Source organism: Burkholderia sp. 9775_39 (genome assembly GCF_015712225.1).
GTDB lineage: Bacteria > Pseudomonadota > Gammaproteobacteria > Burkholderiales > Burkholderiaceae > Burkholderia > Burkholderia cenocepacia.
Genome location: NZ_JACCQC010000039.1, coordinates 19,485 through 46,309, shown reverse-complemented (window position 1 = coordinate 46,309; position 26,825 = coordinate 19,485). Strand labels below are relative to the sequence as shown.

Here is a 26,825-nt window from a genome sequence, read left to right as displayed (position 1 = left end):
AGTCTTCAAGAAAAACAACATGTTCAACTACAACTTTGCGCAGAACCCGGGCGGGCAACCGTCGACGGACGACCCGTCGCAGACTCCGGTGGGTGGTGGACTGGGGACGACGCTGTTCAACCGCAACGACCTCGAGTGCGTGATGCAGATGCCGCTGCCGGGCGTCGTCATTTTCGTGCACGGGGTGAATTCGGAAGGGGAATGGTTCCAGGAGGCCGAGAAGGGGCTGTGTGCCGGGTTGAACCGGCGCATGGGGCGTTATGACGATCAGCTGTTCCATTGGGGGCCGGTGGCCGGGCAGATGACGCCGGTCAGCTATATCGAAAGCCTGACGCCGGACGGCTTCCTGAATCCGGAAATGTCGTCGAAGACGTACATCAAGCCCGATCCGTCCTTTTCGCCCGTCATCCACTTTCGGTGGGGCTATGCCGCGAATGCGCAGGAGCTGAAGGAGTATGGCGACAAGATCATGCTCAACGAGAAGAATTACTGGGGCGGTGGTCCGTTCGCGGGCGGGTGTTCGAGCCTGCCGGATCTGTGGAACGACGGATTGAACGATCGGCTCTTTCTGTGGCTGACCGTTCAGCACATGAACAGCATCGGCAATCGAAAAATCTACTCCACGCCGCCGCGCACTTACGGCGTGCTTGGCGCGCTGCGGCTGGCACGCCTGGTCGAGTCGATCCGTAAACGACAGGCCGACGCGCCGATCACGATCGTGTGCCACAGCCAGGGAAACATGATCGGCCTTGCCGCCGCATTCCTCGGCGACCGGTTGCCCGAGGTGACGGATCAGTGGGGCAAGAAAGGGCGCTGCGTCGCCGACACTTATGTGCTCGCCAATCCTCCGTACAGTCTCGTCGAGGCCAACATGACCGACTCATGGGCCCAGCGCGGGGTGCGCGACAAGAACGGGCACGTGGGGCGCGAGACCTATGTGGCGCGCAAGGAGACGTTGAGGGCGTACTTCGATATCCTGCGTGCCCGGGCCGAGCTCGAGATGCCTGCGGAGGATCTCGATCGCGCGATGGAAAGCGCGAGACCGTCGAAGGATGGAGGCAAACCGTATAGCGCAGCCAAGGACCGGGAGGCGCATGGGCTGTACCAGAAAAACACCTACGGAAGAGTGACGCTGTACTGCTGCCCGCACGATCAGGTCATTTCCGCCCTGACCGTTCAGGGAATCGGCTGGCGCGGGATGAGTATCGATGAAATCAGTGCGACGAATGCGTGGGGCGTTTTTTCGCAACGCGTGTTCGCGTCGAATTTCGAGGTGGGCGGAGAGAGCAAGCTCTATCGGTACTGGCAGGATGACTGGCGCAAGGACAAGAACCAGAAGGAAGGTTTCTGGTATCCGCCATCACCACCGGCGCGGTATGGTCTTGGACGAGGGATGCATTCCAATGAAGGGTGGATCGCGAAGATTTTCACGCTTGCAACGAGTCCGGTCTTCTACCTGTTCAATTTGACGGACATGGCAGTCAATGCCGAGCCACCGAAAAATTGGGAAATCCCGATTACGGCGCCGATGCTCGACAAGGAAACGCGCTTCCTCCCGCAGGCGTTGCGCTACGGTAAGCCGTCGGGCGCTTGCGATGCGCAAGGGAAACCGATTGAGGAAGGGCGCTTCAACGAGGGTTACGATCCGCCGTCGGCTGGGCGTGACGCCAACAAGGAGAACAAGCGTGATGACGATCCATACGACAACTTCGACGCGAAGTCGGAAAAATTCAAGACCGAGGGTGATGCGCTGAAGGCGCAGGGGGACGCGGCGTCCGAGGCTGCGCAGCGGTATGAGGATCATTCCATTCTTCGGATGGAAGCGAGAAGGTCCGGAAATCGCCGCTGGGTCGACAAGGAAGGGAATGTGATCGGGGAGGACAATCCGGAGGCAGCGAGTGCTGACTATACCGAATGGCGGAACAACGAGATATTCCAGATTCTGAACGGCGGGGACAAGAATAACCCCACTAACCATTCGACCATCATGACCAACAAGGATCATGCTGAAAGGGCGTTGGCTTATGATGTGGCAATTGGGCTTTGTTATTTAACTGAAGATGATTTCAAATATCTCAGAATCCAGGCTGATTGGAGATTTGCCAGTGATTCCAAGAAGGGTGATCCTAATTTTCATTTGATGGATTATATAAATACCGGCAAGCACGGCGACCTATTTTTGCCTGACTGGGTTAAAAAAGACGAAAGTGCCGCAATGCCGGGGAAAATACATGACGAGCGAGATGGTGGCTTTTTCATGAAGTTGGGAGGTATTTTATGAAGGCGGTCATTGCCACCTGGCCGCGTCGAGTCGGAGTTGCGAGCCTTGCGTTGTTTTTTGCTTTAGGGGCGTCGTTTTTGATATTGATTTCGTCTGGCAAGCCGGCAGGGGAGTTATTGGGTATGGGTAATCTGTTGAAACGATTGGTGTTGGTCCCGGGGCTCGTGGCAATCATGGTGTTTGCGTTCGCAACAGTGATTGCTGCTCCTCGCGCGATGGCCGCCTCATCGGCCGATAAGGCAGTCCCGATCGCTGGGGCCAGTTCATCCAAGCCTTTCGTTGCGCAGGTTGTAGGCCTTGGATGGATGAATCCCCTCCAGCGCAGGGACTACCCTACCGAGTGGCAAATATTGTGGACGCTTGGTCTGGTCAAGCCAAATGTCAACGATGATATGGTTAGAACGAATCCGAAGAAATATTCGACGTTGCAGGCAATTTCCATTGTCGCGGATGGTAATGGAGGAGGTGAATCTTTTGCTGGATTTTATGAGAAATATGTCGATAAACTATTGTTGCTCTTCCGAGCTCCATATTTTACGGGTGAAGATTATTTTTACACCGTGAGCTCGGATGACAAAAGAAAGTGGCGTGAGCTGGCTGGCGTGCATGTGGAGTTGGCTATTCCTTCCGAACGAATTGAGCCTGCATCGGCTGCGTCATATCTGCGTAATCGCATTGTCAATATATTCGAAATCGGCAACCCGTCCGCAAAGAATCTATGGAGTCGCGACACACCGCCGGATGTGCACGTGACGACGGGCCACGGCAATGCCGGCTTCACATCGCTGAACGCCGCGCTGGACTATCTGGCTACGCATCCTGACAAAAGCGCGTGGGTGATGAACTGGGATGCACCGAGCTTCCCGCCGAACGACGAACAGATCAACGAGAACATGGTGGTGCTGTTCCTTGCAGGCCCGGATCTGAAGACCGAGCGCGAGCCGCTGGCGTGGATCGGTAAAGCCGCTCGAAGCAACGTCAAGGATTTCGACGCAAAGCAAGGCGCGAGTCGCGCGGTGCAGGCATGGAAGTCGACAATCGATACGGCGGCGAGTAATGCTGGCGTGCCGGTGTCGTCGGTGAATTACATCGTGCACGATGCGGGCAAGGGCAGTGATGCTGCGTCGACACGCATTGCGTCCCTGTCGCAGACGTTGACGGAAGTACTGCCCGAATACGATTTCCGTACGCAGACCTTCAATACATCGGCGTTGCTCGGTGACATGGGGGCCGGCGCAGCGCTGACCGATGTGGTGCTGGCGATCGGGCGAGCGAATCACCTCGGGGGAAATGTACTCGTAGCCGGAACGACCGACGCCGAGCACCCGACAGCGGTGGTGGTGGTCGCGCCTTCGAAACTGACGCCGATCGATGCAACTAAGAACTGGTTTCGCGCACGCGGCGGAAACAACGCCTATCTACCTTGGTGGGGACGTCGTCACGATGCGAGCCCTACGACTCAAGGCTATTCAAAATAAGGAACACGCATGCGCGGAATCATTCGAGTCGGCGACGCAACGAGCCACGGCGGTCAGGTCGTGACCGGCAGCGCGGTCAGCGAAGTGATGGGGCGGCCGGTCGCCCGGCTCGGTGATACGTGTATCTGTCCGATCGCGGGCCATCAGGCCTGCTTTATCGCCGAAGGCGATCCGCAGGTCATTGTCGACGGGAAACCGGCTGCATTCGATGGACACAAGACGTCGTGCGGTGCGACGCTGATTTCGAGCCTGGCGTCGTCCGGGCGGGAATGAATTGCCGGACCGGCGCGCGGGGGTGGCCGGTTCGATCGGGGTATTCATGCACTGCTTCACTCTTGCCAGACGTATCGGGTGCGTCTCGATCGTGATGGCGACATTCTTGTCGAGCCCACCATTGCGGGCTGAGACGCGCGCCGCATCGACGCAATCCGTCGAAGGTGCGTCTGCCGCGCCGTTTGTTGCCCAAGTTGTCGGACTTGAATGGCTCAATCCGCTGCAGCGTCGTGACTATCCGACGGAGTGGCAATTGCTGTGGACGTTGGGCCTGGCTTCTGCGAACAAGAATGACGATATGGTGCGCGCCAACCCTAAAAAGTACTCTGCCGTTCAAGCGATCTCAATCATTGCGGATGGCAGCTCTGGACGTGAATCATTTGGTGGATTTTACGAGAAATATATCGACGAGTTGCTCGTATTGTTCCGTACTAGATATTTTACCGATTCCAACTATTTCTATACCGTGAAACCTGGTGACAGAAGTAGATGGCGTGAGCTGGCTGGCGTGCATGTTGAACTGGCAATTTCTGGTCGTCTTGATCCCATCAAGGCAAAGGCATATTTGCGTGATCAAATAATCAGCACGTTCGAGATCGGAAATTCATCGGCAAAAGATCTGTGGAGCCACGACACACCGCCGGATGTGCACGTGACATCGGGGCAGGGGAATGCCGGCTTCACGTCGTTGAATGCGGCGCTGGACTATCTGGCCGCCCACCCCGACAAAAGCGCGTGGGTGATGAACTGGGATGCACCGAGCTTCCCGCCGAACGACGAACAGATCAACGAGAACATGGTGGTGCTGTTCCTTGCCGGCCCGGATCTGAAGACCGAGCGCGAGCCGCTGGCCTGGATCGGTAAAGCCGCTCGAAGCAACGTCAAGGATTTCGACGCAAAGCAAGGCGCGAGTCGCGCGGTGCAGGCATGGAAGTCGACGATCGATACGGCGGCGACTAATGCAGGCGTGCCGGTATCGTCATTGAATTACATCGTGCACGACGCGGGCAAGGGCAGTGATGCTGCATCGACAAGAATTGCATCGCTGTCGCAGACGCTGACGGAAGTACTGCCGGAATACGATTTCCGTACGCAGACCTTCAATACGTCGGCACTGCTCGGTGACATGGGCGCCGGCGCGGCGCTGACCGATGTGGTGCTGGCGATCGGCCGAGCGAATCACCTCGGTGGAAATGTGCTCGTAGCCGGAACGACGGACCCCGAGCATCCGACGGCAGTCGTCGTCGTCGCGCCGTCGAAGCTGACGCCGATCGACGCCGGCAAGGACTGGTTCCGCGCACGCGGTGAGAACAACGCGTACTTGCCGTGGTGGGGGCGCCGTCACGACGCGCGCCCTGCGTCGCAAGGCTATTCGGAATAAGGAATACGCATGCGCGGAATCATTCGAGTCGGCGACGCAACGAGCCACGGCGGTCAGGTCGTGACCGGCAGCGCGGTCAGCGAAGTGATGGGGCGGCCGGTCGCCCGGCTCGGCGATACGTGCGTCTGTCCGATCGCGGGCCATCAGGCCTGCTTTATCGCCGAAGGCGATCCGCAGGTCATTGTCGACGGGAAACCGGCTGCATTCGATGGACACAAGACGTCGTGCGGTGCGACGCTGATTTCGAGTCTGGCGTCGTCCGGGCGGGAATGAATTGCCGGACCGGCGCGCGGGGTTGGCCGGTTCGATCGGGGTATTCATGCACTGCTTCACTCTTGCCAGACGTATCGGGTGCGTCTCGATCGTGATGGCGACACTCTTGTCGAGCCCGCCATTGCGGGCTGAGATGCGCGCCGCATCGACGCAATCCGTCGAAGGTGCGTCTGCCGCGCCGTTTGTTGCCCAAGTTGTCGGACTTGAATGGCTCAATCCGCTGCAGCGTCGTGACTATCCGACCGAGTGGCAATTGCTGTGGACGCTCGGGTTGGTGAAGCCGAACGCCAACGACGACATGGTGCGCACAAACCCCAAAAAATACTCGACCTTGCAGGCGGTTTCCATCGTCGCGGACGGGCGGCGGGGGCGTGAGTCGTTCGCGGGTTTTTACAAGAAATATGTGCGCGAACTTCTCGTGTTGTTTCGGACGCGCTACGTGATGAACCCCGATTATTTTTACACCATCGGCTCGAAGTACAAGCGGGAGTGGCGTGAACTGGCGGGGGTGCATGTCGAACTCGCACTTCCTGCCGGCCGTCTCGACCCGGAAGGCGCCGGAGCGTTCTTGCGCGACGAGATGGTAAATATGTATGAAATCGGCAACCCCTCCGCAAAAAATCTATGGATCCGCGACATACCGCCCGACGTGCACGTGACGTCGGGCCACGGCAATGCCGGCTTCACGTCGTTGAACGCCGCGCTGGACTACCTGGCCGCGCATCCCGACAAAAGCGTGTGGGTGATGAACTGGGACGCGCCAAGCTTTCCGCCGCAGGATGAACAGATCAACGAGAACATGGTGGTGTTGTTCCTCGCCGGCCCGGATCTGAAGACCGAGCGCGAACCGCTGGCCTGGATCGGCAAGGCGGCGCAAGGCAGCGTCCAGGATTTCGACGCGAAGCAAGGCGAGGGCCGCGCGGTGCCGGCATGGAAGTCGACGATCGACGCAGCCGCAGCCAATGCGGGCGTCGCGGTCTCGTCGCTGAACTACGTTATCCACGATGCGGGCAAGGGCAGCGCGGCCGCGTCGTCAAGGGCCGCGTCCCTGTCGCAAGGGCTCGCCGAAGCCGTGCCGGAAAGCGATCTTCGCGGCGAAACCTTCAACACGTCGGCACTGCTCGGTGACATGGGGGCCGGCGCGGCGCTGACCGATGTGGCGCTCGCGATCGGCCGCGCAAATCATCTCGGCGGCAACGTGCTTGTGGCGGGCACGACGGACACCGAACATCCGACGGCCGTGGTGGTGGTCGCACCGTCGAAGCTGACGCCGATCGATCCCGGCAAGGACTGGTTCCGCGCACGCGGGGAGAACAACGCGTACTTGCCGTGGTGGGGCCGCCGCCACGACGCGCGCCCGGCGTCGCAAGGCTACTCGTACTAGGGCGCGACGCCCCCGTTAAGCAATCTGTAACAATCAGCGGAATAGCGACAGGCCAATTCTTTCAAAATACTTTCCATTTCTCTCCGTCGGCGCGTGCCGAGAATTCCGGATTCATGCTCCATCAACGCATATGTCCTTACATTGCCGGAAGCAGTATCGAGATGGCCGTCGTATATATTACAAAGCGTATGTAAATTGAAAGACTTGCCTGGCTTGACGCGCCGCACCGTCGCCATTTATTGTCCGTCTGCCGCCCGTGAGAGAGCACGGCGGCAATCGCGGAAGCGCGCGTTGCGCGCACGACAACACACGTAGCAAAAAGCAGAAAAGGAACGTGGTAGCCACATGAAGCCGCTATTCGACGACAACAAATCCAATGCGGTCAGCGATCGTCCTTCCATGCCGTCCTTGTCGCCCGTCGCCGTGCCAGCCGCCGTCGCCAACGTCGTCGTGCCGGCAGCGCAGCCGACGGAACACGCGCGCCTGATCACCGTCGACGAGATCGACCAGCTCGGCGCGACGCAGGGCACGCGGATCGCCGCCTTCTCCCAGCAGATTCTCGCAAGCGTCCGGGCGTCGGACGCCGACCAGTTCGGCGACAAGCTCAACGAGCTGATCGCGACCGCGAAGGGGCTCGACCCGCGCGGCGCAGACAAGGGCGGGCTGCTCACGCAGGTCACGCGGCTGTTCCGCTCGACCAAGGAGAAGCTGCTGTCGCAATACGAGTCGGTGAGCAAGCGGATGGATACGCTCGTCGTCGAGCTCGAAAACCATGCGCAGCGCCAGAAGGCCGGCATCGACGAGCTCGAGCGGATGTACAACGACAACTACGCGCTGCACCAGGAGCTCGCGCAGTCGAAGGCGCACGGCGAAACGGCGCTCGCGGCGCTGCGCGCGCATCTCGCGGCCGGCCAGCAGCCGGCGGACGATGCGTTCGCCGCGCAGCGCCTGCTCGACGTGAAGCGCAAGGTCGACGCGCTCGAAAGCAAGCTCGACGACCTCGACCGCGCGATGCTGATGTCGAAGCAGCTCGCGCCGCAGATCCGGATGGAGCAGGACCAGAAACGCACGCTGACGTCGAAGTTCATGACGATCAAGACCGTGCTGATTCCCGCGTGGACCAATGCGTTCGCGCTCTACCTCGAGCAGCTCAGCACCAAGCGCGCGGCGGCGCTCGCGAACGCGACGTACGACGCCGCCGACGAGGCGATCCGCGCGCAGGCCGACCTGAATCGCCAGAACGCGCAGGAAGTCGCGAAGCTCGGCCAGCGCCCGGTGATCTCGACCGACACGTTCGAATACGCGCAGCAGCAGCTGTTCGGCGCGTTCGACGACATCACGCAGATCATTGCCGACGGCCGCCGCCAGCGCGAGCAGGACGCGCCGCGCCTGCGCCAGCTCGAACAGGACCTGATCACCCGATTCGCTCCGAAGCACAACTAAGAGAACTGAGAGAACACCGCATGATTACGCTTGAGAAACGCGCGGCGAAGGTCGCGATCGTCCTCGAAAAACGTCAGATCCTGAAGCCGCCGGTCGTGCGCGTCGGCGCGGCGCTCGACATCTCGGGCTCCGCGAAGCCGCTGTACCAGTCGGGCGTGATCCAGGAGACGCACGACCGGATTCTCGGCATTGCACTGAAGTTCGACGACAACGGCGAAGTCGACACGTGGACCTTCACCGAAGGCTACGACCGGCTGCCGACCGCGACGCCGGACAACTACGGCTCGTACATTTCCGATCATGTGCTCAACGCGCGGATCGACAAGTGGGGCGGCACGCAGTACGCGCCGGTGATGAACGACATCGTCGATTTCTTCTTCCGCGCGCCGGAGCCGAAGCGCGAAGAAAAGCGCGGCTTCCTGAGCCGGCTGTTCGGCGGTGCGGACGACCCGTCCGCGCCGGCCGCCTCCGCGCCCGTGAACGGCCATCTGCCCGCATGGGTGCTGTTCGTCACCGACGGCCAGAACCCGAAGAACGACCGCAAGCGCGTGCGCCAGTTGCTGACCGAATCGCAACATTTCCCGCTGTACTGGTCGCTCGTCGGCGTCGGCGATCCGAGCGAATTCGACTTCCTTGCGGAAGTCGCGGACGAAATGCCGAACGTCGGCTTCCTGCATCTCGAATCGCTCGACCTCAGCGACGAACAGATCTACGAACAGCTGATCACGCAGGAATTCTGCGACTGGGTGCGCGCGAAGTAAGCGCGGCCCGCCTGCCCATTTTTCTGAACTCGATTACCCCATCATGTTGAAAGACTTCAAGATCCCGTTGTCGCTCACGGCGCTCGCGCTGATCGCGGCCTATCTCCTCGGCGGCGTGAGGGACATGCTGATCGTCGCGGTCCTGTGCGTGCTCGAAATTTCGCTGTCGCTCGACAACGCGGTCGTCAACGCGTCGGTGCTGAAGAACTGGTCGGAGAAGTGGCGCAACCGCTTCATGGTGTTCGGCCTGCCGGTCGCGGTGTTCGGCATGCGGCTCGTGTTTCCGCTGCTGATCGTCGCGGTGATCGGCCATATCGGTCTGTGGGACGCGCTGACGCTCGCGATCGAATCGCCGGACAAGTACGCGGCGGTGCTGACGTCCGCGCATCATGAGGTATCGGCGTTCGGCGGCGCGTTCCTGCTGATGGTGTTCTTCAAGTTCATGCTCGACACCGAGAAGGACGAGCACTGGATCGGCTTCCTCGAAGGCCCGATGCGCCATCTCGGCCGCATCACCGCACTGGAAGTGGCGCTGACGCTCGCGATCGTGATCGTCGCGTCGTTCTACGTGCCGGCGACCGAGCAGGTCAGCTTTCTGCTCGCGGGTGCGTTCGGCGTGATCGGCTTCGTGATCGCGCACGGCGTGGGCGACCTGGTCGGCGGCGAGGACACGGGCACGCGCGTGGTGCGCGAAGGCGTCGCGGGGTTCATGTATCTGGAAGTGCTCGATTCGTCGTTCAGCTTCGACGGCGTGATCGGCGCGTTTGCGCTGTCGAACAACATTTTCCTGATCGCGCTCGGCCTCGGCGTCGGCGCGGCCTACATCCGGGAGATGACGCTCGTGCTGCTGAAGAAGGGCACGCTCGCGCAGTACCGCTTTCTCGAGCACGGCGCGTTCTGGGCGATCGGCGCGCTCGCGACGATCATGTTCCTGGGCGTGAAGTTCGAGGTGCCGGAGGTCGTCACGGGCCTGATCGGCGCGGCGATGATTGCCGCGGCCGTGTGGTCGTCGATCGTCGTGCAGCGCAAGGAAGACCGCGCGGCGGTGGCGGGCAAGTAAGCGCGCGTCACGCGGCGCGAACACCATCAACGAAGGGCCGCCGTGTGCGGCCCGGCATCGCCGCCGGCGCTACGGCGGTTCCAGCAGGAGAGGTTCAGATGATCAATTTGTCGAAAGGCGGTCGCGTCAACCTGTCGAAGGAAGCGCCCGGCACGCAGAAATTCCGCATCGGTCTCGGTTGGGACGCGAACGCGACGGACACCGGCACGGATTTCGATCTCGACGTGTCGGTGTTCCTGTGCAAGTACGACGCGCAGAGCAATCCGAAGCTGATCTCGGATCAGCATTTCGTGTTCTACAACAGCGAAGTGCGCACGATGGAGCGCAAGGAAACCTTCATCCAGCCCGGCGACGATTTCCCGAAGCGCGGGATGCCTTCGTCGAAGTGCCTGGGCGTCGTGCATAGCGGCGACAACCGCACGGGCAGCGGCGACGGCGACGATGAGGTGATCTTCATCGACATGACGAAGCTTGCGGCCGACGTCGAGGAAATCTCGGTGGTCGTGACGATCGACCAGGCCGAAGCGCGCCGGCAGAATTTCGGGCAGGTTCGCAACAGCTACATCCAGATCGCCGACGAGGTGTCGGGCGCGGTGATCGCGAAGTACGCGCTCGAGGAAGACTTCTCGATGGAGACGTCGGTGCAGGTCGGCAGCTTCTATCGCCGCGACGGCCACTTCATGTTCAAGGCGGTCGGCGCGGGCTACAACCGTGGCCTCGGCGATTTCGTCCGCGCGTACGGCGGCGCGGTCTGACTGGCGGCAGCCCGGCGCGCGGAACACCGCCGCGCCGGGCAGGAAGCAGCGATGACGAATCCGTCCGACGAGCCGAAGCGGCTCGAGTTCGATACGACGCCCGAGCGCACGCCCGGGCGTCTTGCGTTCGACGCGCCGGCCGCGCCCGCTGCGCCGGTCGCGCGTGCGCCGGCGCGGCCCGCCCCGCAGGCGCTCGAGTTCGGGCCGGCGCCCGCGTCCGATCACGCCGTGCGTGCGGCGCCCGCCGACGCAATCGGCCGTGCGCTGTTCGGCGCATCGAACCATCCGCAGCTCGAAGCGTGCTTCCGCGCCGCGCAGGCCAGCTTTCCGAATCTCTATCCCGACTACGCGCCGCGCATCGAGCGGCATATCCGGCAACTGGTGCCGCTGAAGCTCGCGACGGTCGCGACGATCGGCGACGGCGCGCTGGAGACGGCCGGCAACCTCGTCGAAGCGGTCGCGGCGACGACGCGCGAATTCAACGAACTCGGCGCGGCCGACATGATGGCCGGGATGCTCGCGCAAGCGACGCGCAAGGCCGGCATGTTCGAACGCTGGTTCGGGGCGGCGTCCGGCCATGTCGACTATCGCGCGGCGCTCGGTGCGCTCAAGCAGTCGCTCGGCTTTTTCCCGCGCCGTACCGAGGAACTCGCCGCCAAGATCCGCCATGCGGAGGAAAACCTCGTGGTCGTGCTCGCCGCGCTGAGCGCGGTGTCGGACGTCGTGCGCGCGCCGGACGATGCGGGCGTCGAGCGCACGCTGTTCGACCGCCGCAACATCGTCGGACAGGCCGTCCAGCAGATCCGGATGCAGCCGGCGCAACTGCGCGGGCTCGACGAGCGCGTGACCGACCTGCTGTCGCGTGCCGATCACCTGATGAACGTCGTGCTGCCGGCGGCGCTGGCCGCGCGGCCGTCGCGCTGAGCGAACGATGCGACCGCACGCGCTGCGGCGCGCGCAGTCGCGTGTCGGGCGCGACGGTTTCGCGCGGGCGGCCGCGAGTCTGCTATCTTCCCGGGCATCTCATCGCTTTCCCGCCGATTCTCCATGACCGACCGCATCGTCGCCGCCTTCGATTTCGACGGCACCATCACGACCACCGACAGCTTTCGCCATTTCGTCCGCCAGGCGGTCGGCACGCCGCGTTTCGCGTGGGCCGGGCTGCGCGCGCTGCCGTGGATCGTCGCGATGAAGGCCGGGCTGCTGTCGCGCGGCGACGCGAAGGCGAAGTTCGCGTCGTTCGCGTTCGGGCCGATCCGCGAGGACGTGCTCGACGCGCAGGCGCGCCGGTTCGTCGATAGCTATCTGCCGAACCTCGTGCGTCCGGAAATGCTCGAGCGTGTCCGCGAGCATCGGGCGCGCGGGCATGAAGTCGTGCTGGTCAGCGCGTCGCCGTCGCTGTATCTGGAGAAGTGGGCGAAGACGGCCGGCTTCGACGCCGTGCTCGCGACGCGGCTCGCGTTCGAGCGCGGCGTCTTCGCCGGCCGGCTCGACGGCGAGAACTGCTGGGGGCCGCAGAAGGTCGTGCGGCTGCGCGGATGGTGGGGCAACCGGCCGCCGAAGCAGTTGTTCGCGTACGGCGACAGCCGCGGCGACAAGGAAATGGCCGAACTCGCGAACTGGTCGTGGATCCGCGGGCAGGGGCCGATGCCGCCGATCGGCGAGTGACGAGGCGCTGATGCCGCGCGTCGCCGGCGTTACGCGTCGGCCTGCGCGTGGTGCGCGCCGCGAGACGGGCGATAGCCGCCCCAGCGATTCGCACGGGCGAACGTGCCGACGTCGTTGAAGCGCACGCCGACTTCGCGCAGCGCCGCGTGCGCGGTGCGGGCGGTCAGTTGCCGGATGTAGAACGGATCGCGCACCACGAAGTGATGGATCGCGTGCGTGCTGCCGAAATTGAAGCAGAACAGCTGGAACGGCAGCATCCACCACGGGTTCAGCACCTGCGTCTGCTGGATCACGTTGCGCGAGTCGATGTCGCCGAAATAGTGCATGTTCGAGCTGACGAAGTTGATGCAGAAGCTGCGCACGAAGTTCGGCCCGAGCCACACCACCGCCAGGAAATCGACGACGCTCATCACGCGTTCGACGACGGCCGGCACCGTCACCGCGTAACCGAACGCAGGCAGCGCGAACAGGCCGACGTGATAGACGATGAACGCGTGCCACAGCGTGTAGTACAGGTGACCGACCGGCATGTACGACGACACCTGCTCGATGCGCAACTGCAGGCGCTCGGACGGATCCTGCACCGGCTGCGCGGCCACGTACTGCTTCACCTTGCGGCGCATCGCGGCCGGCCGCAGCACGACGGCGAGCATGCCGTCCGCGATCATCAGCAGGCGCTTCACGCCCCAGCGCTCGCCGTTGGTGATGCCGAATTCCTCGAGATCCGATTCGCCGCCCGACACCTTGTGGTGATGCAGGTGCATGCGCCGGCGCGTCCACGGGTTGATCGTGCCGGGCCGCGTGAGCCAGCACAGCGCCATCATCAGGTGATAGGCCCACGGCGTCTTCTTGAAGTACATCAGGTGGATCAGGTCGTGCTCGAGCTCGTGGATCAGCGACGTGACGAACGCGGCGAGCGGCAGCGCGACGTACCACGCGATCGCGCCGCGCGCATACAGCCACGCGATCGCGAGCATCGCGCTCACCGACACGGCCATCACGGTCGCGCCGACGAGGTTCTGGTTGTCGAGCAGCGGAAAGCGTGCGCGGATCGCGTCGCTCGCGGCGTTCACTTCGCGGCGGACGTACGCGACCTTGTCGGCGTCGTGGCGAAAGGCGGTTCGTGCGGGTTGGCTCATCGACCGGAATCCATGCGGAAAGAGTGGGGCGCAATGCCGATGTGACAAGCATAGGCGCGTGCCGGCGCGCATGCGAGGGCCGTCGGTGCCAATGGCGGTGTCATTTCGGGCCACGTTGGCCGGCGCTCCGGTGGCCGATGCCGTCGCGTGGCTAGAGTGCCGCCGCGGTGTCATTGCGGGCCAGCGACGCTACAATCCGCCGAAACCGCTCCGGAGTTAGCCGCATGGCCCTGTCCGTTCCGGATGCCGCGCGCCAGTTGAACAAGGCGACGGTGTCGTCCGCGTATGCGCTGTTCATGCTGATGCTGGCCGAGGAGCGCGGCATCGACGGCGGTCGCATTCTCGCCGGCTCGGGCGTCGAGCGCGACCGGCTCGCGCAGCCCGATGCGCGCATCACGCCGCTGCAGCAGGCGGCGATCGTGTTCAACCTGCTCGACGCGACCGACGATCCGTCGATCGCGATCGAGATCGGCCTGCGCAGCAGCCTCACGAAAGCGGGACTGATCGGCTTCGGGCTGATGAGCTGCGCGACGCTCGGCGAGGCGATCGCGCTCGGCATCCGCTACCTGCCGACGCGCGTGCCGTTTTTCTCGGTGCGGCTCGCGCAACTCGACGGCATCGTCGACATCGACGTGCTCGAAGCGTTTCCGCTCGGCCGGCTGCGCCAGTTCGCGGTGGAAAACTTTCTGGTCGAAACCGCGATCCTGTTCAATTCGCTGCTGTATCCGACGCCGGGCCGCACGCTCCAGTCGCGTGCCGAACTCCATTTCGAATGGCCCGAGCCGCCGTGGTTCGAGCGTTATCGCGCGCGGCTGCCGCGCTGCCATTTCGATGCGAGCGCGAACCGCATCCGCTGCGACGCCGCGCTGCTCGACGAGCCGATCGGCACCGCGAACGCGCAGACCGCGCAGATGATCGTCCAGCAGTGCGAGGCGGAACTCGCGCGGCTCGGCTATGCGGAGAGCATCGTCGAGCGCGTGCGCAACCTGCTGATCTGCGGCGAAGGCGGCTATCCGTCGGTCGACGACGTCGCGCGCGAGCTGCATGTGTCGGCGCGCACGCTCAAGCGCAAGCTCGCCGAATACGGCGCGACCTATTCGGCGCTGCTCGACGAGATCCGGCTGCGCGACGCGCTGCGGCTGCTCGAAGGCACGCGGCTGCCGGTCGACGAGATCGCGGCGCGCGTCGGCTATACCGATCGCGCCAATTTCACGCGCGCGTTCAAGCGCTGGACGGGCGTCGCGCCGAGCGAGCGGCGCTGAACGCCGCACCCGCATCGGCGTGCAGGTTCCCGTACGGGCGCCGTTTCTTCTTCAGACCGCCAGACTTCAGACGATCGCGACCCAGTTCGCGCCGCGGCCGCCCGGCACGCGCGCGTGCAGCGACAGCGTGCCGTCGTCCGGCGCGATCGCATACCCCGCGACGTGTTCGGACTGCTCGCCGCAGGCGATCAGCCAGTGTCCCGACGGATCGATCGCGAACCCGCGCGGCTGCGCTTCGGTGGCCGTCGCGTGCGCGGGGGCGAACGACCCGTCGTCGTTGCGGCGATAGCCGAGCAACCGGCTCGACGTGCGTTCGCTGACGTACGCGAAGCGCTCGTCGGGCGTCAGGTGCAGGTCCGCGGCCCACACGGACGGCTCGACAGGAGCGGGCGGGCGCGCATGGCCTTGCGCGAGCGCGGCGACGGCCGGGTGACGCGCGCTCACGTGTGCGTCGCCGAGCCGGCCGGTGGCGGTGTCGCGGGCGAAGGTGGCGAGCGTGGCCTGGAATTCGCTGACGACGACGAGCGTGCGGCCGTCATCCGCGAATCGCAGGTGACGCGGACCGAAGCCGGCCGGCACGCGCGTTTCGCCGTGTTCGACCGCGCGCAACCCGGCGGCGTCCTCGACGAGCGCGAAGCCGAACACGCGGTCCGAGCCGAGCGAGCTGACGTACGCGAAGCGGTTGTCCGGCGACACGATCACCGCGTGCGCGTTCGCGATGCCGCCCGCGACCTGCAGCGGCGTACCGTCGCCGTCGCGCACGCGCGCGGCGTCGTAAAGGCTCAGCGAATGGCCGCCGTACGACGCGCCGAGCAGCCAGCGGCCGCCGCGGTCGAGCGACAGGTACGCGTGACTCGCGTCGATCGCGGTCGTGCCGATGCGCGCGAGCGCGCCCGTGGCCGCGACGCGGAACGCGACGATCGTCGGCTGTTCGCCGCGGGTCGCGACGTAGAGCCGCGTGCGGTCGGCCTGCACGGCGATCGGCATCGCGACGTCGGCGGCGGGATAGCGGGCGAGCGGCGCGAGCGTGCCGTCGCCTGCGAGGGAGAACGTGGCGAGGTCGCCGTCGACGGCATTCGAGACGACGACGGTCAGGCGGTCAGTGTTCGGCATGGCGGAGCATCGGAGCGTGCGTGAAGGATTCGTCGGCCGGCTGGCCGCGCGGCGGCTCGCTGCGCCGGTGCGTGCGCGCGAACAGCGCGGCGACCGCGGCGACGAGCGAAGCGATCGCGAGCGCATACAGCCCGCCCGTGATCGAACCCGTATGTTGCTTCAGATAGCCGAAGGCCGTCGGCGCGACGAAGCCGCCGAGGTTGCCGACCGAGTTGATCAGCGCGATCACGGCCGCGGCCACGCGCGTGTCGAGATAGCCCTGCGGGATCGGCCAGAACAGCGACGCCGCGGCCTTGAAACCGAGCGCGGCGAAGCAGATCGACGCGAACGACCACACCGGACTGGGCGACGTCGACGCGAACAGCCCGCACGCGGCGAGCACGAGCGAGAACGCGAGCCAGCGCTGCGGATGCTTCCACTTCGACGACAGCACCGCGAAGCCGTACATCGCGCCGATCGCGATCATCCACGGAATCGTGTTGTACAGGCCGACCTGGAAATCGGTGAGGCCGCCCATCCTGCGGATGATGGTCGGCAGCCAGAACGTGGCCGCGTAGATCGTCAGCTGGATCGCGAAATACAGGAAGCAGAACAGCATGATCTGCGGATCGCGCAGCAGCGCGGTGGCGCGCACCGGCACGTTCGAGCGGACGTCGCGCGTCGCACGTTCCGCGTCGAGCGCGTGCTGGAGCGCCGTGCGTTCCTCGGCCGTGAGCCACGTCGCGTCGCGGATATGCGATTTCAGCAGCAGCCAGCTCGCGCCGCACAGCGCGACCGAGAACAGCCCTTCGATCAGGAACATCCATTGCCAGCCCTGCAGGCCGAAGCCGCGGATCGACAGCAGCGCGCCGGTCACGGGCCCGGACAGCACCGACGCGAACGCGGAGCCGCCGAGGAAGATCGCCATCGCCTTGCCGCGTTCCTGCGGCGGCAGCCATTGCGACAGGTACAGCACGACGCCGGGGAAGAAGCCGGCCTCGGCCGCGCCGAGCAGGAAGCGCAGCGTGTAGAACGACGTGTCGTTCCACACGAACGCCATCGCGGCCGCGACGATGCCCCACGTCGCCATGATCCGTGCCAGCCAGACGCGCGCGCCGTAGCGCTGCATCAGCAGGTTCGACGGCACTTCGAACAGCGCATAGCCGACGAAGAACAGCCCGGCGCCGAGCCCGTACGCGGCCGCGCCGATGCCGATCGACGCTTCGAGATGGCGATCGACGAAGCCGACGTTCACGCGGTCGATGTAGTTCGCGATGAACATGATCAGCACGAGCGGCAGCACGTGCCACTTCACTTTCGAGACGGCCGACGCGAGCGGGTCGCGGCCGGGCAGGGCGGACGAGGGCGGGTTCAAGGGTGTCTCCGGTCGGGCGGCGGCGGACGGGGCGGCAGCCCCGCGTCGACGTCTGGTTGGCGGTCGATGTAGTATGTCATCGTATGACATGGTACGCCGGAGCATCGACGATGACGTCGCGGGTTTACCCGGAAATTTCCTAAAATTTGGCGAATGCCGGTGATCGACGCGTCATTCGACAACGTCTGATGACGTATGACGTGAAATGAGATCGTGCCGAGTGCCGGCACGGCGCGCTACGCCATCGACACCACGCTGTTGAGCAGCGTCTTCACGAGCACGGCCTGCCGCGTCGCACCCGTTTTCGCGAAAATGCCGCGCAGGTGCGCGCGGGCAGTGTTCTTCGTGATGCCGGTCGCGGCCGCCGCTTCGTCGAGCGTCAGCCCGTCGACCAGCAGCAGCGCGATTTCGGTTTCCATCGGCGTGAGCCGGAACAGCCGGTGCAGCATGTCGCGTGATGTCTGCGGCGACGCGGCCGGATCGCGGACGAACACCGCGACGGCCGGCCGATGCTGGCGGTCCTCGGCGCCGCGATAGGGCGCGAGCGGGCGCAGCAGCACGCTCAACGGCATCGCGCCGCCGGGACGCGACAGCGTGGTGGCCTCGATGCGCGTGAGCGCCCCGGCGCGGAAATGCTCGAGCGCGGCCTGCAGCGCCTTCTGCAGCCGGCGCTCGTCGAGCGGGCACGACGCGTGAAGCCGCTCCTGCCGCACGCACAGCCCGTCCTGCTGGTCGATCAGCCGTTCGGCGATGCGGTTGCGCTTGATCACGCGGCCGTCCTCGTCGACGATCGCGGTGCCGACGTCGAGCCGGTCGACGGTGCCCGCATACAGCGCGCGTTCGGCATCGAGGACGTCGAGCGCCGCGTGCAGCTCGACCGCGCGTTGCAGGTGCGGCAGCAGCGTCGCGACCTGCGCGCGCTCGGTCGCGTCGAAATCGCGGCCGCCGTGCGGGCGGCTCACGAAGAACGCGCACTCGACGCCGCGTTCGCCGCGCAGGTTCGCGCCGAGGATGTAGCGCAGGTCGAGCGGCTGCAGGTATTGCCGGTAGAAATCGTGCGCGCGCCACGCGGCGTCGCCGAACAGGCGGTCGGCCGTGAACACCTGGCCGGGCGGGTGGTCGAGAAACGGGCACAGCGCATAGAACTGCTCGCTGTACGACGGTTCGCCGGGCAGCAGCGGGCCGTGTGCGGACGCGTTGATGATCAGCCCGTGTCGCGCGCCGCCCGGATTGCGCAGCACGAGCGTCGTGAAGCTCGCATCGAGTCGCACGCGAACCGCTTCGAGAAAGCCGGCCCACGGCGTGGTTTCAGACGGACCCTGATAGACGAGCCCGAGCCATGCGCTGAGCTCGCGCGCGCTCCATGCCGCGTCGTCGAAACCATCGTGCGCGGCCGTGTCGCCGGGCGCCAGCGCGATCCGCATGCTCGTGTTCTCCTGGTCCGGATGAAGGATTCCGAACCAGCATAGCGGCCCGCCTGCCGCGCGCGTCATCCGAACGGAGTAGGCGACGCGGGCAGGCGGGCGCCGCTTACGCCGCGCGTTCGCGCAGCAGGTACGTGACGATGCGATCCGCCGCGACCTCCGGCGACTCGGTCACCGTGTCGACACGCAACTCCGGCTGCACGGGCGGCTCGTACGGCGAATCGATGCCGGTGAAGTGCTTCAGCTCGCCGCGCCGCGCCTTCTTGTACAAGCCCTTCGGATCGCGCTCCTCCGCGACCGCGAGCGGCGTGTCGACGAACACTTCGACGAATTCGTCCGGGCCCGCCAGCGCGCGCGCCATGTCGCGCTCGGCGCGGAACGGCGAGATGAACGACACGAGCGTGATGAGCCCCGCGTCGAGCATCAGCCGCGCGACTTCGGCGACGCGCCGGATGTTCTCCACGCGGTCGGCCTCGGTGAAGCCGAGATCGCGGTTGAGGCCGTGCCGCACGTTGTCGCCGTCGAGCAGGTACGTATGCTTGCCGAGCGCGTGCAGCCGTTGCTCGACGAGGTTCGCGATCGTCGACTTGCCGGCGCCCGACAGCCCCGTCAGCCACACGATGCGCGGCGTCTGCGCCTTCTGCCGCGCGCGCGCGTCGCGATCGACGTCGACGGCCTGCCAGTGCACGTTGTGCGCGCGGCGCAGCGCGAAGTGCAGCATCCCGGCGCCGACCGTGTCGTTGCTGAAGCGGTCGATCACGATGAAGCCGCCCGTATGACGGTTCCGGTCGTACGGATCGAACGCGACGGGCCGGTCGAAGCTCAGGTTGCACACGCCGATCTCGTTCAGCGCGAGCGTGCGCGCGGCGAGATGCTCGCGCGTGTTCACGTCGATCTTGTACTTCGGCGTCGCGCAGGTCGCGCCGACCGTCTGCGTGCCGAGCTTCACGAGATACGGGCGGCCGGGCAGCAGCGGCTCGTCGTGCATCCACACGAGCGTCGCCTCGAACTGGTCGGCGACTTCCGGCGGCGCGTCCGCACGCGCGATCAGGTCGCCGCGGCTGATGTCGATTTCGTCGGCGAGCGTGAGCGTCACCGCTTCGCCGGCGCGGGCGATGCCGGCTTCGCCGGCCGGCGTGATCACCGACGCGACGCGGCTTTCCCTGCCGGACGGCAGCACGCGCACGCGTTCGCCGACGCGAATCTCGCCCGATGCGATGCTGCCCGCGTAGCCGCGGAAATTCAGGTGCGGACGGTTGACCCATTGCACCGGCAGCCGGAACGGTTCGTCGTGCGTCACGCGCGCGGCGAGCGGCAGGCGGTCGAGATGCTGCATCAGCGGCGGGCCCGCGTACCACGGCATCCGTGCGCTCGGCGCGATCACGTTGTCGCCGCGCAGCGCGGACATCGGAATGCTGACGATCTCGGCGAACCCGAGCTCGGCCGCGAACGCGCGGTAGTCCGCATCGATACGCTCGAACACGGCCCGGTCGTAGTCGACCAGGTCCATCTTGTTGATCGCGAGCACGACGCGCTTGATGCCGATCAGCGCGACGAGATGGCTGTGACGGCGCGTCTGCGTGAGCACGCCCTTGCGCGCGTCGATCAGGATCACCGCGAGATCGGCGGTCGACGCGCCGGTGATCATGTTGCGCGTGTACTGTTCGTGGCCGGGCGTATCGGCGACGATGAACTTGCGCCGCGCGGTCGCGAAGAAGCGGTACGCGACGTCGATCGTGATGCCTTGCTCGCGTTCGGCCGACAGGCCGTCGACGAGCAGCGCGAAGTCGAGTTCGCCGCCCTGCGTGCCGACCTTCTTCGAATCGGCTTCGAGCTGCGTGAGCTGGTCGTCGAACAGCATGTTCGATTCGTAGAGCAGGCGGCCGATCAGCGTGCTCTTGCCGTCGTCGACGCTGCCGCAGGTGATGAAACGCAGCAGGTCCTTCGTTCGCGTCTCGTCGGCGTGGATAGGGGGCGCCTCGGGCGCGGCGAGTACGTGTGCCATCAGAAATATCCCTCCTGTTTCTTCTTTTCCATCGAACCGGCCGAATCGCTGTCGATCAGCCGTCCCTGGCGTTCGGACGTCCGCGTGTCGCGCATCTCCCGCAGGATGTCGTCGAGCGTCGTCGCGTCGCTGTCGATCGCGCCGGTGAGCGGATAGCAGCCGAGCGTGCGAAAGCGCACGTTGCGCATCCGCGGCACTTCGCCGTCACGCAGCGGCAGGCGTTCGTCGTCGACCATGATCAGCGCGCCGTCGCGTTCGACGACGGGCCGTTCCTTCGCGAAGTAGAGCGGCACGATCGGGATGTCGTGAAGCCGGATGTACTGCCAGATATCGAGCTCGGTCCAGTTCGAGATCGGGAACACGCGCAGGCTTTCGCCCTTGCGCTTGCGCGCGTTGTACAGCGACCAGAGCTCGGGGCGCTGGCGCTTCGGGTCCCAGCGGTGCTGGTCCGAACGCAGCGACACGATGCGCTCCTTCGCGCGCGATTTCTCCTCGTCGCGGCGTGCGCCGCCGAACGCGGCGTCGAAACCGTAGTGATCGAGCGCCTGCTTGAGCCCTTGCGTCTTCCACACGTCGGTGTGCACGGCCGAGCCGTGCGTGAACGGATTGATGCCGTTCGCGATGCCGTCGGGGTTGACGTGCACGCGCAGGTCGAGGCCGAGGCGCGCGGCCGTCTCGTCGCGAAACGCGATCATCTCGCGGAATTTCCACGTCGTATCGACGTGCAGTAGCGGAAAGGGCGGCTTCGCCGGGTAGAACGCCTTCATCGCGAGATGCAGCATGACCGAGCTGTCCTTGCCGATCGAATACAGCATCACCGGGTTCTCGCTCTCGGCCACGACCTCGCGCATGATGTGGATGCTTTCGGCCTCCAGCCGCTCCAGGTGGGTCAACATCGTTCGTCTCCTTGTTTCATGCCGGCGCCGCGCGACATGTGCGGCGTTGCGGGCATGGCGCCAACGGTATCGAGCGGGCGGCATGCCGCTCTTCGTCCGGGTGGACTAAACCGGCACGCGGCCGTGGAGCGGATCTTTCCTTAGTCCACCCGGACGAAGTGGCGCGCGGCGGCGCCGCTTAAGGTGAGCGCTCGACCATCGGCGGAGACGACACATGACGGATGACACACGCGCCACGCAATTGCTTTCGGGCCGGACCTGGGCCGATTTCTGCGACACCCTGAAACGCAGCGGAGAACAGATCCTGCGCACCGACGCGCCGGACGATCCGCTCACGCGTGCGGAAGGCTTCCGCTACCTGAGCCGACTGATGCGCATCGCGCTGGAAATGCACGTCGAGTTCGCGGACGGCGCGTGGCCGGGCTTCTTCTCGCCGTCCCACGAGACCGCGAAGATCGGCGCCGACAACCCCGACAACCTGTACCAGTACGCGCGCGTCGACGGCCGCTGCGAATACCGCGTGACGGGACGACGCGGCACGGTCGCATACCTGAGCTTCGGCACGCAGAAGGGCGGCTACGAGACCGACGGCAAGATGCTGCAGACAGGCTTTCTCGACGCGAAGCAGCTCGAGATTGCGCCGGACGGCAGCGTCGAGATCGTGTTGAGCGCGACGCCGCGCGCGGGCAACTGGGTGCGGATGGAGCCGGACACCAACGCGCTGCTGGTGCGCCAGACCTTCCTCGACCGGCGCACGGAGACGCCCGCGCAACTGAAGATCGAACGCATCGATGCGCAGGCGCGCCCCGCGCCGCTCGATCCGCTCGCGCTGCAGGGCGGCCTGATGCGCGCCGCGCAGTTCGTCGAGCAGACGTCGAAGCTGTTCGCGGACTGGGCCGCGAGCTATCGCCCGCACGTGAACGCGCTGCCGCCCGCCGACCAGGCGCTGTGCCAGTCGGTCGGCGGCGATCCGAACATCTACTACTACCACTCGTGCTGGTCGCTCGCCGCCGACGAGGCGCTCGTGATCGACGTCGATACCGTGCCGGACTGCGATTTCTGGAACGTGCAGCTCAACAACTACTGGATGGAGTCGCTCGACTATCGGCACTTCGACATCTGCGTGAACAAGCACAGCGCTCGGCCCAATGCGGACGGCGGGGTGACGGTGATCGTCGCGGCCACGCGGCCGGGCAGCGCGAACTGGCTCGATACCGCCGGGCATCGCACCGGCACGATCTGCTGGCGCTGGGTGGGCGCCGCGCAACCGGTGCATCCGCGCACGCGCGTCGTGAAGCTCGCCGCACTGAAGGAGGCCGCATGAACGCGCCGCTCGACCAGGCTCGCACGCTGCTCGCCCCCGACGGCTTGATGGCCGAGGCCGTGTCGCGCACGGGCGGGCTCACCGCGTTCGGCGACGGGCCGTATCGCGACGCGCTCGACGTGATGTGCGCGTCGCTGATCGACGAAGCGGCGCTGTCCGCGCGCGGCGCGGCGATGATGCGCGAAAAGCTCGTCGGCCAGCTCGTGAACCGGCTCGTCGTCGAGGATTACTTCCGGCGCCATCCGGAGATCGCGGACATTGCAATCGACGATCCGCTCGTGATCGTCGGCCTGCCGCGTACGGGCACGACGCTGCTGCAGCGGCTACTGGCCGTCGACCCGCGCTTTCATTCGGCCGCGTGGTGGGAAACGCGCTACCCGGCGCCGCTTGCCGGCGAGACGCTCGACGCGCCGGCCGTGCGCATCGCGCGCGCGCAGGCCGAGGTCGCGACGATGATCGACTGCATCCCGCAGATCCTGACGATCCATCCGCTCGACGCGATGCTCGCCGACGAGGAATTCATGCTGATGGAGCATTCGTTCGTGTGCGCGATGGATTCGTACGCGAACGTGCCGCGCTATACGGCCTGGCTCGCGCGGCAGGATCTCACGCCGGTCTACACGTACCTGAAACGGATGCTGCAGTTCCTGCAGTGGCAGAAGGCGCGGCGCGGCGTCGCGCCGGCCGAGCGCTGGCTGCTGAAAACGCCGCAGCACCTGCATGCGCTCGACGTGCTGTGCCGCGTGTTTCCGCGTGCGCAGGTCGTGCTCACGCACCGCGATCCGGCGCAGACGATTCCGTCGATGGCGAGCATGGCGCACACGCTGTGGCAACTGTACGCGGACGATCCCGATCCGCTCGCCGTCGGCGCGCAGTGGAACGCGGGGATGGCGCGCGCGATCGGTGCGGCGATGGCGGCGCGCGATGCGCTGCCAGCCCACCGGTTTCTCGACGTGCGGTTCGAGGACACCGTGTCGAATCCGCTGGGGGTGGCGCACGCCGTGTATGCGTTCGCCGGCATGTCCGTCGATGCGCGGCAGCGTGCGGCGATGGCCGACTGGATCGCGCGCAACGGCCGCGACAAGCGCGCCGCGCACGACTATTCGATCGCCCGCTTCGGCTTCACCGACGCGCAGCTCGCGCGCGACTTCGCCGCGTATCGCGCGCGGCACCTGCAGGCCGCCGTCTGACGGCCGCGTACGCAAGACGAACGACAACCAGGAGACAACCCATGTTGCTGAAGGACAAGATCGTCGTGATTTCCGGAATCGGGCCGGGGCTCGGCGTGAAGCTCGCGGTCGAAGCCGCGCGCGAGGGCGCACGCGGCGTGGTGGTCGCGGCGCGCACGATGGAAAAGCTCGACGACGCCGACGCGCGAATCCGTGCGCTCGATGTCGATTGCGCGGTGCTGAAGGTGCAGACCGACATCACCGATCGGGCACAATGCCGGCAGCTCGCGACGCGGGCCGTCGAGCGCTTCGGCCGGATCGACGCGCTCGTGAACAGCGCGTTCGTGCATGGGACGTTTCCGGAGCCGGTGGAGCAAGCCGACCTCGACGGCTGGCGCGCGGTGTTCGAGACCAACGTGTTCGGTACGATGGCGCTCACGCAGGAAGTCGTGCCGCACATGAAGCGGCAGCAGCGCGGCGCGATCGTGATGATCAACACGCAGGCGACCCGCAAGCCGTTTGCAGGGGAGGGCGGCTACGCTGTATCGAAGGGCGCGCTCGCGGTTGCGGCAAAATACCTGGCGCGCGAACTCGGCGTGCACGGCATTCGCGCGAACAGCATCCACATGGGCTGGATGTGGGGCGTGCCGACGCAGACCTATTTCCGGCAGGCGGCCGCCGACTACGGGATGACGGAGGCGCAGATCGTTGCGCCGATCGCGTCGAACATCGCGCTCGCGAAGCTGCCGACCGACGACGATTGCGCGCGTGCGGCGCTGTTCCTCGCGTCCGACTACGCGAACGCGGTGACGGGCGCGACGCTCGACGCGAACGGCGGCGAGTTCATGCCTTGACGATGGAGCCACGGATCATGCAGGACAACCAGTACGCGCGGCACGTCTTCGCGTTCAACGGCGACGCGGACGGCCTGTGCGCGCTTCAGCAACTGCGGCTCGCGGAACGCGTGCACGGCACGCTCGTGACCGGCGTGAAGCGCGACATCGGGCTGCTCGAGCGCATCGACGCGCGCGTGGGCGACCTCGTCACCGTGCTCGACGTATCGCACGACCAGAACCGCGACGCGTGCGCGCGATTGCTGCGTGACGGCGCGACGGTCCGTTATTTCGACCATCACTTCGCGGGCGCGCTGCCCGACGATCCGCGCTTCGACGCGCATATCGACACGGCAGCCGATGTCTGCACGAGCGCGATCGTGAATCGCTATCTCGGCGGCCGGTACGTGCGCTGGGCGATCGTCGCGGCGTTCGGCGACGAACTGCCGGCGCTCGGCGACGCGCTCGCGCGCGAGCATGGCGTCGACGAAGCCGAGCGTTGCGTGCTGGCCGAGCTCGGGCTCTACCTGAACTACAACGCGTACGGCGAGTGCGTCGGCGATCTGCATTTCGATCCGGCGGCGCTCGCGGACGCGATGCTGCCGTGCACCGATCCGCTCGAGTTCGTGCGCGAGACGGCCGTGTTCGCCGCGTTGCGCGACGGCTACCGCGACGACATGGCGCGCGCGTGCGCACTCGCGCCGCTGCGCGAGGTGCCGGGCGCGACGCTGGTCCGGATGCCCGACCACCCGTGGGCGCGGCGCGCGACCGGCATGCTCGCGAACGAGCGGATGCGCAATGCGCCGCATGCGGCGCTCGCGGTGCTGTCGCCGCGCGCGGACGGCGGGTTGGTCGTCAGCGTGCGCGTGCCCGACGGCCGGCCGATCGGCGCGGACGAGTTCTGCCGCGGTTTCGCGACGGGCGGCGGGCGCAAGCGCGCGGGCGGCATCAACCATCTGCCGGAAGCCGAGTTCGACGCATTCGCCGAGCGTTTCGAGGCCGCGTTCCGGCTCGACTGACGCCGCGATCGAAGCAATGCATCGACGCTGCGCGCGTCGCGCAGCCATCGCACGGCGCGCGCAGCATGACCGGATCAGCCGATCGTCCCGGCGAGCGCGGCCGGCACGTTGTGGCCGTAGCAGCGCGCCTCGACGCGCTCGGCGATGCGCGAGCCGTGCGCGGTACGCACGAACCGGTCGACGTACCACAGCCCGAGAAACATCACCTGCGTGCCGCCGTCCGGCAGCGCGACTTCCATCGGATTGAAGCAGATCGTGCGGCCGCGCGCGGTGTCGCCGTCGAGCCGGATCGACAGGTTGCCGACCAGATGCTGATACCGCGGAAATCGCGGCAGCACGGTGCGCAGCCACGCTTTCACGTCCGGATAGCGACCGGCGATGCCGCCCATTGCGCGACAGTCGATCGCCGCGTCGGGCGTGAATACCGTGTCGAGCGCATCGAAGTCGCACGAGTCGATCGCGCTCGAATACGGGACGACCCGCTCGCGGATGTCGTGATGATCGGACAGCGTGTGCAGATCGGGCATCGA

Annotated in this window: 24 protein-coding genes; 17 read left to right on the top strand and 7 right to left on the bottom strand. The window is 65.7% G+C overall.

The features are described from left to right. Positions 1 to 19 precede the first annotated feature (19 nt). From H0X90_RS32550 to H0X90_RS32495, 12 genes are all read left to right on the top strand, one after another. Positions 20 to 2,281: a DUF3274 domain-containing protein gene (locus tag H0X90_RS32550; RefSeq protein WP_006482740.1), complete on the top strand. Its 2,262-nt coding sequence runs from the start codon at positions 20 to 22 to the stop codon at positions 2,279 to 2,281. Next, entirely contained in the window at positions 2,278 to 3,759 is a 1,482-nt protein-coding gene (locus H0X90_RS32545; RefSeq protein ID WP_012492725.1) for a hypothetical protein, read from the top strand. Before H0X90_RS32550 ends, H0X90_RS32545 begins: the two co-directional genes overlap by 4 nt. Positions 3,760 to 3,768: 9 nt before the next feature. Continuing rightward, entirely contained in the window at positions 3,769 to 4,032 is a 264-nt protein-coding gene (locus tag H0X90_RS32540; RefSeq protein ID WP_006482760.1) for a PAAR domain-containing protein, read from the top strand. A 46-nt stretch (positions 4,033 to 4,078) separates the two neighbouring features. Then, the gene (locus H0X90_RS32535) at positions 4,079 to 5,413 is read left to right on the top strand and encodes a virulence factor (protein ID WP_077190161.1); all 1,335 of its coding nucleotides are present in this window, start codon (positions 4,079 to 4,081) and stop codon (positions 5,411 to 5,413) included. Between the two features lie 9 nt (positions 5,414 to 5,422). After that, positions 5,423 to 5,686 carry a PAAR domain-containing protein gene (locus H0X90_RS32530; RefSeq protein ID WP_027784933.1) on the top strand — a complete coding sequence of 88 codons (264 nt, stop codon included), beginning with the start codon at positions 5,423 to 5,425 and terminating at the stop codon, positions 5,684 to 5,686. A 22-nt stretch (positions 5,687 to 5,708) separates the two neighbouring features. Further along, positions 5,709 to 7,070 carry a virulence factor gene (locus H0X90_RS32525; RefSeq protein WP_306172361.1) on the top strand — a complete coding sequence of 454 codons (1,362 nt, stop codon included), beginning with the start codon at positions 5,709 to 5,711 and terminating at the stop codon, positions 7,068 to 7,070. Positions 7,071 to 7,415: 345 nt separating this feature from the next. Next, positions 7,416 to 8,513, top strand: a complete 1,098-nt coding sequence (locus H0X90_RS32520; RefSeq protein WP_058901634.1) for a toxic anion resistance protein — start codon at positions 7,416 to 7,418, stop codon at positions 8,511 to 8,513. Between the two features lie 20 nt (positions 8,514 to 8,533). Continuing rightward, positions 8,534 to 9,274 (top strand): VWA domain-containing protein, encoded by a 741-nt coding sequence (locus H0X90_RS32515; RefSeq protein WP_006482762.1) that lies wholly within the window; start codon positions 8,534 to 8,536, stop codon positions 9,272 to 9,274. Between the two features lie 43 nt (positions 9,275 to 9,317). Further along, on the top strand, positions 9,318 to 10,334 hold the full coding sequence (locus tag H0X90_RS32510) for a DUF475 domain-containing protein (protein WP_006497778.1): 1,017 nt from the start codon (positions 9,318 to 9,320) through the stop codon (positions 10,332 to 10,334). Positions 10,335 to 10,432: 98 nt separating this feature from the next. After that, entirely contained in the window at positions 10,433 to 11,089 is a 657-nt protein-coding gene (locus H0X90_RS32505) for a TerD family protein (RefSeq protein ID WP_006482759.1), read from the top strand. Between the two features lie 51 nt (positions 11,090 to 11,140). After that, positions 11,141 to 12,013 (top strand): hypothetical protein, encoded by an 873-nt coding sequence (locus tag H0X90_RS32500; protein WP_058901633.1) that lies wholly within the window; start codon positions 11,141 to 11,143, stop codon positions 12,011 to 12,013. A 123-nt stretch (positions 12,014 to 12,136) separates the two neighbouring features. After that, a complete protein-coding gene (locus H0X90_RS32495) occupies positions 12,137 to 12,757 on the top strand; it encodes an HAD family hydrolase (protein WP_006486065.1) in 621 nt (206 codons plus the stop codon). A gap of 29 nt (positions 12,758 to 12,786) precedes the next feature. Here the strand turns inward: H0X90_RS32495 and H0X90_RS32490 are convergent, their stop codons facing one another. Next, positions 12,787 to 13,896 (bottom strand): fatty acid desaturase, encoded by a 1,110-nt coding sequence (locus H0X90_RS32490; protein ID WP_077190157.1) that lies wholly within the window; start codon positions 13,894 to 13,896, stop codon positions 12,787 to 12,789. A gap of 224 nt (positions 13,897 to 14,120) precedes the next feature. Between H0X90_RS32490 and H0X90_RS32485 the strand changes: the two genes are divergently transcribed. Further along, on the top strand, positions 14,121 to 15,158 hold the full coding sequence (locus H0X90_RS32485) for an AraC family transcriptional regulator (RefSeq protein WP_006486061.1): 1,038 nt from the start codon (positions 14,121 to 14,123) through the stop codon (positions 15,156 to 15,158). A gap of 66 nt (positions 15,159 to 15,224) precedes the next feature. Here H0X90_RS32485 and H0X90_RS32480 read toward each other — a convergent pair whose 3' ends face one another. The 5 genes from H0X90_RS32480 to cysD form a co-directional block, all read right to left on the bottom strand. Continuing rightward, a complete protein-coding gene (locus tag H0X90_RS32480; protein ID WP_077190156.1) occupies positions 15,225 to 16,271 on the bottom strand; it encodes a beta-propeller fold lactonase family protein in 1,047 nt (348 codons plus the stop codon). Continuing rightward, complete coding sequence (locus H0X90_RS32475) at positions 16,258 to 17,625, bottom strand: MFS transporter (RefSeq protein ID WP_006486057.1); 1,368 nt, start codon at positions 17,623 to 17,625, stop codon at positions 16,258 to 16,260. The genes H0X90_RS32480 and H0X90_RS32475 overlap by 14 nt, the downstream gene beginning before the upstream one ends. Positions 17,626 to 17,861: 236 nt before the next feature. Continuing rightward, positions 17,862 to 19,049: a helix-turn-helix transcriptional regulator gene (locus H0X90_RS32470; protein WP_006486068.1), complete on the bottom strand. Its 1,188-nt coding sequence runs from the start codon at positions 19,047 to 19,049 to the stop codon at positions 17,862 to 17,864. 106 nt (positions 19,050 to 19,155) lie between these two features. After that, positions 19,156 to 21,054: a sulfate adenylyltransferase subunit CysN gene (gene cysN / locus H0X90_RS32465; RefSeq protein ID WP_060211732.1), complete on the bottom strand. Its 1,899-nt coding sequence runs from the start codon at positions 21,052 to 21,054 to the stop codon at positions 19,156 to 19,158. Beyond that, positions 21,054 to 22,034, bottom strand: a complete 981-nt coding sequence (cysD, locus tag H0X90_RS32460; RefSeq protein WP_226244775.1) for a sulfate adenylyltransferase subunit CysD — start codon at positions 22,032 to 22,034, stop codon at positions 21,054 to 21,056. Before cysD ends, cysN begins: the two co-directional genes overlap by 1 nt. Positions 22,035 to 22,164: 130 nt before the next feature. Between cysD and H0X90_RS32455 the strand changes: the two genes are divergently transcribed. The 4 genes from H0X90_RS32455 to H0X90_RS32440 are packed head-to-tail and all read left to right on the top strand — an operon-like array spanning position 22,165 to position 26,295. Further along, the gene (locus H0X90_RS32455; RefSeq protein ID WP_006497784.1) at positions 22,165 to 23,274 is read left to right on the top strand and encodes a DUF1214 domain-containing protein; all 1,110 of its coding nucleotides are present in this window, start codon (positions 22,165 to 22,167) and stop codon (positions 23,272 to 23,274) included. Beyond that, positions 23,271 to 24,464 (top strand): sulfotransferase, encoded by a 1,194-nt coding sequence (locus H0X90_RS32450; protein ID WP_034201529.1) that lies wholly within the window; start codon positions 23,271 to 23,273, stop codon positions 24,462 to 24,464. Before H0X90_RS32455 ends, H0X90_RS32450 begins: the two co-directional genes overlap by 4 nt. A gap of 41 nt (positions 24,465 to 24,505) precedes the next feature. Further along, on the top strand, positions 24,506 to 25,297 hold the full coding sequence (locus H0X90_RS32445; RefSeq protein WP_077190154.1) for an SDR family oxidoreductase: 792 nt from the start codon (positions 24,506 to 24,508) through the stop codon (positions 25,295 to 25,297). 17 nt (positions 25,298 to 25,314) lie between these two features. Continuing rightward, entirely contained in the window at positions 25,315 to 26,295 is a 981-nt protein-coding gene (locus H0X90_RS32440; RefSeq protein ID WP_077190153.1) for an acetyltransferase, read from the top strand. Positions 26,296 to 26,369: 74 nt separating this feature from the next. On the opposite strand, the gene H0X90_RS32435 is transcribed toward H0X90_RS32440, so the two are convergent. Next, positions 26,370 to 26,822, bottom strand: a complete 453-nt coding sequence (locus H0X90_RS32435) for a nuclear transport factor 2 family protein (RefSeq protein ID WP_006486058.1) — start codon at positions 26,820 to 26,822, stop codon at positions 26,370 to 26,372. Between the last annotated feature and the right edge of the window lie 3 nt (positions 26,823 to 26,825).